Here is a 7,598-nt window from a genome sequence, read left to right on the forward strand (position 1 = left end):
AAATTGGGAATAAGGTGGAGAACAATGAAATCGCAATCATATTTAAGAAGGAGTTGTTATTTAAACAGATATCGCGTAGGGGTGGAGCTTGCCTCCACCCATCACCTTCGGGCGGAGATGAACTCCGCCCCTACGCGGGTTTAAACCTGTTACCGAAATTATGAGGTAGTACACAGAGGCGGATTGAACCCCAACATATTCATATCACCAGAAGCTCAGCGATCTTCTCTTTCAGCTCAGCTAAATTGGAGGATTTGATTAAGTAAGCATCTGCGATCCAGGAGGAGAAGTCAGATTTGAAAGTCTCATAGGCTGAATTTAAAACCACTGGAAGGTCTTTATTGAACTCCTTTATCTTTTTCAGCACCTCTAAGCCTTGGAGTTTCTTTATCTTTATATCCAGAACCACCAGGTCCGGAAAATTCTTTTTAGTAAGAAGAATCGCCTCTTCCCCATCCATAGTGGTCATAACTTCATACCCCTCATCCTGCAGCTCCTCCTGGTAAAGCTCTAAAAGATGAGGTTCATCCTCTACTAACAAAATTTTATACATTGGAACCTTCTTTCTTTAAGAAAGTTCTGGAAAGTGATAAAATGGTAGCGTTGCCACTCCCGTGGCAACGAAAAGCGTCCTCACAGGAGTGAGGACGCTACAATTATCAACTCTCTTTCAGAAAAGTCAAATACACAGTAAACTTTGACCCTTTGTTTACCTCGCTTTTTACTTCGATATACCCCTGGTGGTCTGCGATTATCTTCTTGCAAACCGGCAAGCCCAGGCCTGAGCCTTTGGGCTTGGTGGTGAAAAAGGGGATATATAGTTTCTGCAGATTTTCTTCGCTTATCCCGGAGCCGGTGTCCTCAACCTCGAAGATAGCGAATTCCTCGTTTCTTTTAGTTCTTATAGTCAAGGTCCCTCCTTCAGGCATCGCATCAATCGCATTTTCAATCAGGTTGAAAAGAACCTGCTCTATCCGTTTGGGGTCGAAATTCAGAATGGGGGGTTCCAGTGAGAACCTTGTTTTTAACCAGATGCCGTTATATCTTAACTTACCCCTGAATACCTCTATAGCATCTTTAATCAGCAGATTCAAATCCTTTTTCTCATAATTTAACCTGGTAGCTTTTGAATAGTCCAAGATCTCAGAGGTTATGCTCTCCAGCCTTTCAGTCTCTTTCACAATGATCCCTAACTCGTGCGGGACCAGCTTTCCTTCTTCTGCTTTTCTTAAAGCCCGGCGTGCATATCCACCCATCGTCACCAGGGGGGTTTTTATCTCATGAGCTACGGTAGTGGCTAACTTACCTATGTCCACCCATCTTTCTGCCTGCAAAAGGTAGTTCTGGTTTTCTCTTAAAATCTGGGAGGCAAGCTCTAATTCCTTTATTTTCTGCTTGAGCTCCTCTTGCAAAACGATATTTTCGATCTGGGAAGCGGCCTGGTTGGCAAAAGTCTCCAGCCCCACCTGGTCGTCCTCCAAAATCTTGTTCCCGGTGATAAGGTTGTCCACTGCCAGGACCCCCATAGCTTTATTTTCAGAAAATATCGGGACAAGCAAAAACCCTTTTGGACTTAGAAGTTCCAGGATCTTCCCCGGTTTTAGATTTGAGACTTCCTCCTCTTTTATATTGAAACTTCTTTTCTCTAAAATTGCCTTGATCGGAATATTCTCTTTTTCCTCCAGGGAAAAAGTGAGAGCCTTTATCTTAAAAGTTAATTCATTCTCCTGCTCCTCTGAGGAGAGTGCGTTCTCTAACATCTGCTCAAAAGTGACTTTCTCTTTTTTTATGTGTGACCAGATTTTGAAAGCTTCCTCCTGGTCTTTAGGACCCAGGCCCATCCTTCCTTCTAAGGTTTGAGTTTTAGGATTGACTAAGAAGATGAAAGCACGGTTAAAACCGAATGCCTCCCCGGCCGTAACACCGGTCAAAATTATCCTTAAGGTCTTATCCAGCTCCTTGGACTTAAGCAGGGCATCTGATACTTTTTTCAGAAGGGAAAGCTCCTCTAATTTCTTGTAGAGGTCCTGGTTTATCCTCTCCAGATAATTATCAAATGTTTTCACCTGTCCGAGCACAATTTTTAAAGACTCCTCTGCAATCCGGTCAGCGCTCCTTCTCCCAGTAGACCTGGAGGAAAGCTTCTGAAAAAAGCTGCATTCCAGACAGTTTCCCAATCTTTTGTCTGAAGGAAAGAAGATTTCGAGCTTCTCCCCTGAAGCTAAAAGATTAAGCCAGCAGTTCCCCTGCTCTTTTTTATCCGGAGAAAAACAAGAAAGAGGAATATCAAAAAAATCTGATCTCATTTCCCCCTCCAAAAATTAATTTAAATTCACTATAAACTTTTCAAGGTCATTTGTCAAGAATTTTATGTTGACATCGCGTAGATTTATTTTAACTTTTACCTTTATGAAGAAATCCGAGTTCCAGAAAATTCAAAAAGTAGTTGAACTCGCCTTAGAAGAAGACCTGGGTTCGGGAGACATTACTTCAAACCTGACCATCCCGGAAAAACAAAAGGGAGAGGGGTTTATCATAGCCAGAGAGAAAGGAGTAATCGCCGGGCTGGAGGTGGCAAAATCGGTTTTCAAGCAGGTCAATCCCGGATTAGTGTTTAAACCCTTGGTAAGTGACGGAGACAAAGTAAGACCAGGCCAGAGGGTCGCCCTGATCCGGGGAAAGGTGAAAAGCATCTTAGCTGGAGAAAGGACAGTCCTGAATTTTCTGCAGAGGCTTTCGGGAATTGCCACCCTTACTGGCGAGTTTGTCATGAGAATCAGAGGCACCAGGGCGAAGATCTTAGATACCCGCAAAACCACACCTGGGCTGAGGCTCTTGGAAAAGTACGCGGTAAAGAAGGGTGGAGGAAAGAATCATCGCCAGGGGCTTTATGATATGATTCTGATTAAGGATAATCATATAAAGGCAGCAGGCAGTATCTCTGCGGCAATCGGAAAGGCTATGAAAAGTAAAAAAGGGCTTAAAATCGAAGTTGAGACCAAAAACTTGAAAGAGATTAAAGAGGCTCTGAATTTCAAGATCGACCGGATAATGCTGGATAACTTCAAACCTGAAGATTTAAAAAAAGCGGTTAAGCTCATTCGTTCAAAAAACAAAAAAGTGGAAATTGAAGCTTCTGGCAAGGTAAATCTCCACAATGTAAGGAAAATCGCTCTATCTGGAGTCGACTACATCTCAGTAGGTGCACTGACTCACTCAGCCAAAGCCTTAGACTTAAGTCTTTTGTTGAAGTGAGGATGTGGCAGTGGTCTTTAGACCTCCATTAGTTTAGAAACGTGGAAGGCTGAAGCCTTCCGCTACAAAAGAAATAGAAAAGTAGCGGAGGTCTTTAGACCTCCAAAAAAGGCAAGGTTCAAAGGTTCAATAGTTCAAAGTTCAAGGAAAAACGTAGCGCGAACCTTTTAGGTTCGCTTGGGTCGGGGGAAGAAAAAGAAAAGTAAATAAAGATGATCTCTGAGAGCATTCTTACCCTTTTGAAAAGAGAGAAAAAGTCTGGCGGGTTAAGTGCTAGCCTTCTTTCCTCTTCCTTGAATCTGCCCACCTCTTCAGTTTATGAAGGAATTTCAGAATTAAAAAAACTCGGGTATAAAATTGAAACTGAAAAGGGAAAAATTTATCGCCTGACCTCAGTGCCTGATAGCCTAATACCCTTAGAAATCCACGATAATCTCAAGGCCAAAATCTTAGGGAAAAGAATTCTCTCCTACCGCACTTTGAAATCGACCAATGACTTAGCTTACAGATTAGCTGAGGAAAAAACTCCTGAAGGTACTTTGATCGTAGCTGAAAAACAGACTGCTGGAAAAGGAAGATTGGGCAGAAAATGGCTCTCTCCTCCGGAAAAAGGAATCTGGATGAGTTTGATCTTAAGGCCCAAAATCCCGCCAGCCAAGGCGCCCGGACTCTCTTTATGCACCGGCTTAGCTCTAGTTCAGACTATAAGAGAGAAGACCGGACTGAAAGCCGACTTGAAATGGCCCAATGATTGCTTGATCGGAGGGAAAAAATTTGCAGGCATTCTTTTAGAGCTATCAGCAGAGCTGGATAAGGTAAACTTTGTCATAATCGGGGTGGGAGTAAATGTAAACCAGGTCCAGGACGATTTCCCCAGGAATCTGAAAGGCAAAGCCACTTCAATCTTTATGGAATCAGGCAAGAGGTATTCCCGGGTCGAGCTCCTGAAAACTTTCTTGGAGAAATTAGAGAAAATCTATCTGAATTTCAAAACCTTTGGACTGAAATTTTATCTGGAGGAGATTAAAAACTCATCATCTTTGCTGGAGAAGAAGGTAAAGCTCCTTTATGGAAAAGAGAAGATCAAAGGCACTGCAAAAGGTATAGACGAGAATGGCTCCCTAATCCTTGAAACCCGAGGGCATCTGAGAACCATAAGCTCTGGCGAGGTTACACTGATTTAAGAAACCCTGGAGTGTAAACCTTAAGGTTTACCAGGATAAAGCTGAAGCTTTATACTCCAATCAACTTTCAGGAGGCAACATGCTTATATGTATAGATATCGGAAACACCAACACCGTAATCGGCATCTTCATAAGAAACATTTTACGAAATTACTACCGAGTCTCTTCGAATCACTTTTTAACTATGGACGAATGCGGGATTTTAATCCGGGAACTAATTGGAGAGGTTAAAACCGAGAAGATCGAAGGGGTGGTTATTGCCTCAGTTGTTCCAGCTTTAACCACTGTGTATGAGGAGATGAGCGTGAAGTACCTTCATTCTGACCCGGTCGTAGTCTCTTCAAAACTTCCCCTGGGAATAAAGATACTTTACGATAATCCTGAGCAAGTAGGAGCAGACAGGATCGCCAATGCAGTAGCCGCATATGAAATCTACGGAGGCCCGGTCATCGTGGTCGATCTGGGCACAGCCACTACTTTTGATGTTATTTCTGAAAAAGGGGAATATCTTGGAGGAGTCATATCCCCGGGAATCGAGACCTCATCTGCCAATCTTTTCCAGAAAGCCGCACTTCTTTCTAAAGTAGAACTTAAAAAACCGAAAAAGGTCATCGGCACAAACACCCAGGAAAGCCTTAAGTCCGGAATAATCTACGGTGCTGTTGGTCAGATAGATGAGATAGTTAAAAGGATAGAAAAAGAGCTTAAACATATTCCTAAGATAATAGGCACAGGCGGGTTAGCAGAGTTGATTTATAAGGAATCAAGCTCCATTCAGAAAATTGACCCTACCTTAACCCTGAAGGGGCTTAAAATAATTTATGACAGAGTAAAAAAATCAAATAAAATAAAGAAAATTTGAGTATTTGTTGAAAAAAAATCGAGCTTAAGACAATTTTAACATTTGACTTGATAATACTGAAATTTTAAATAAAATTTTACTTGCTTTTTAAAAGCTAAGATTATATCTTTTACCAATCCTTAGCAATCTTAAAGATGGAGTGCTAAAAAAGTCGCATATTTTGTTTTAGGACAAAGAGATAGAAAACTAAGAGCTTCGAATTAAGAGGATTTTTGTTCTGTCAGGTCCAGGACCTGACAGAACAAAAAAGACAAAAACCAAACCTTAAAAAATATCCTTCCCTACGGGAAGGCTTTGAAGAAAGGAGGATCGTATATGAAGGTTAAGCCATTGGGTGACAGGGTCTTGATAAAGCCCTTGGAGGCAAAAGACGTCAAGAAGAGTGGAATTATCATCCCAGATACTGCCAAAGAAAAACCCCAGGAAGGGGAGGTAATTGAAGTGGGTACCGGTAGAGTGACTGAGGAGGGGAAACAGTTAGCAATGGAAGTAAAAAAAGGGGACAAGGTGTTGTACGGAAAATATTCCGGCACTGAAGTGACCATTGATGACGTGGAATACCTGATAATGAGAGAAAGCGATATCTTAGCGATAATCGGCTAAATTCTTAACTATTAAAATGAGAGAAAAAGGAGGTTCTGAATATGGCCAAGATTTTGGAATTTAATAGCACTGCCAGGGAAAAGCTAAAAAAGGGTGTGGATAAATTAGCTAATGCGGTCAAGGTTACCTTAGGTCCCAAAGGTAGAAACGTAGTCTTAGACAAGAAGTTCGGCTCGCCCACTGTGACCAAAGACGGAGTCACAGTTGCCAAGGAGATAGACTTAGAAGACCCGTTTGAGAATATGGGTGCCCAGATGGTAAAAGAGGTTGCCTCCAAGACCTCAGACGTGGCAGGAGATGGAACCACCACTGCTACGGTTTTAGCCCAGGCAATCTATCGAGAAGGTTTAAGAAACGTAACTGCCGGCGCCAACCCTATGGCTTTAAAAAGAGGGATAGAAAAAGCAGTTCAGGTTGTGATTGAAGAGCTAAAAAAGCTATCCAGGCCTCTACCAGGAAAGACTGAGATAGCTCAGGTAGGATCGATCTCAGCTAATAATGACAAGGCGATTGGAGATCTGATAGCTGATGCGATGGAGAAGGTGGGTAAAGATGGGGTCATCACTGTGGAGGAAGCAAAGACCACTGCCACCACTCTGGAAATCGTTGAGGGAATGCAGTTTGATCGTGGATTTCTCTCCCCTTATTTTATCACCAACCCAGATAGTATGGAAGTTCTCTTAGAGGAGCCTTTGATTCTAATTTATGATAAAAAGATTTCCGGTATGAAAGACCTTTTGCCCGTCCTGGAAAAAGTGGCTCAGTTGGGCAAAACTCTCCTGATAATTGCAGAGGAGGTGGAAGGTGAGGCTTTAGCTACCTTAGTGGTAAATAAACTGAGGGGAACCTTAAAGGTCTGTGCAGTCAAAGCCCCTGGATTTGGAGATAGAAGAAAGGCAATGCTTGAGGATATCGCAGTTCTAACTAGTGGAAAGGTTATCGCTGAGGAATTAGGGCTCAAATTAGAGAACGCTGTGATTTCAGACCTTGGCAAAGCTAAAAGGGTAACTATAGATAAGGATAACACCACCATAGTTGAAGGTGGAGGTAAAAGCGCAGATATCAAGGCAAGAGTAAACTCTATTCGGAAGCAGATTGAGGAGACCACCTCGGATTATGATAAGGAAAAGTTGCAGGAAAGGTTAGCCAAATTGGCTGGTGGCGTTGCAGTTATAAATATCGGTGCCGCAACTGAGACTGAGATGAAGGAGAAAAAGGCAAGGGTGGAAGATGCCCTGCATGCCACCAGAGCCGCAGTTGAAGAAGGGATAATCCCAGGCGGTGGAGTTGCTTTCTTAAGAGCTATTCCAGCCTTAGAAAAAATGAAATTAGAAGGAGATGAGGCTATCGGAGTCTCTATCCTGAAAAAGGCTTTAGAGGAACCTATTCGACTGATTGCCGAGAACTCTGGAACTGAAGGCTCAATTGTGGTAAATAGAGTAAAAGAGGAAAAAGGTGCCTTCGGTTTCAATGCCGAAACTGGAAACTTTGAGGATTTAATGGCATCAGGAGTTATCGACCCGACCAAGGTTGCCCGGATTGCTTTGGAGAATGCCGCATCTATTGCCTCCCTTTTAATTACGACTGAGTGTGTGGTAGCGGAAAAACCCGAGGAGAAAAAAGCATCGATGATGCCACCCGGCGGCGGTGGATACGGTGATATGTACTAAAAACAATAACGAATGACGAATATC

At 42.7% G+C, this 7,598-nt stretch carries 7 protein-coding genes; 5 read left to right on the forward strand and 2 right to left on the reverse strand.

What is annotated here, in order from left to right:
* Positions 1-199 precede the first annotated feature (199 nt).
* Together MUP17_02965 and MUP17_02970 are read right to left on the reverse strand one after the other, a co-directional pair.
* Positions 200-553 carry a response regulator gene (locus tag MUP17_02965; protein ID MCJ7457936.1) on the reverse strand — a complete coding sequence of 118 codons (354 nt, stop codon included), beginning with the start codon at positions 551-553 and terminating at the stop codon, positions 200-202.
* 106 nt (positions 554-659) lie between these two features.
* A complete protein-coding gene (locus tag MUP17_02970; GenBank protein MCJ7457937.1) occupies positions 660-2,306 on the reverse strand; it encodes an ATP-binding protein in 1,647 nt (548 codons plus the stop codon).
* Positions 2,307-2,409: 103 nt separating this feature from the next.
* Here MUP17_02970 and nadC point away from each other — a divergent pair, with 103 nt between their 5' ends.
* The 5 genes from nadC to groL all read left to right on the forward strand — a co-directional run bounded on the left by nadC (position 2,410) and on the right by groL (position 7,574).
* Complete coding sequence (gene nadC / locus MUP17_02975) at positions 2,410-3,255, forward strand: carboxylating nicotinate-nucleotide diphosphorylase (GenBank protein MCJ7457938.1); 846 nt, start codon at positions 2,410-2,412, stop codon at positions 3,253-3,255.
* A gap of 212 nt (positions 3,256-3,467) precedes the next feature.
* Positions 3,468-4,439: a biotin--[acetyl-CoA-carboxylase] ligase gene (locus tag MUP17_02980; protein ID MCJ7457939.1), complete on the forward strand. Its 972-nt coding sequence runs from the start codon at positions 3,468-3,470 to the stop codon at positions 4,437-4,439.
* Between the two features lie 79 nt (positions 4,440-4,518).
* Positions 4,519-5,301 carry a type III pantothenate kinase gene (locus MUP17_02985; protein ID MCJ7457940.1) on the forward strand — a complete coding sequence of 261 codons (783 nt, stop codon included), beginning with the start codon at positions 4,519-4,521 and terminating at the stop codon, positions 5,299-5,301.
* Between the two features lie 315 nt (positions 5,302-5,616).
* Positions 5,617-5,904: a co-chaperone GroES gene (groES, locus tag MUP17_02990; protein ID MCJ7457941.1), complete on the forward strand. Its 288-nt coding sequence runs from the start codon at positions 5,617-5,619 to the stop codon at positions 5,902-5,904.
* 41 nt (positions 5,905-5,945) lie between these two features.
* Positions 5,946-7,574: a chaperonin GroEL gene (groL, locus tag MUP17_02995; GenBank protein ID MCJ7457942.1), complete on the forward strand. Its 1,629-nt coding sequence runs from the start codon at positions 5,946-5,948 to the stop codon at positions 7,572-7,574.
* The last annotated feature ends 24 nt before the right edge of the window (positions 7,575-7,598 follow it).

Source organism: Candidatus Zixiibacteriota bacterium, from assembly GCA_022865345.1.
Classification (GTDB): domain Bacteria; phylum Zixibacteria; class MSB-5A5; order MSB-5A5; family RBG-16-43-9; genus RBG-16-43-9.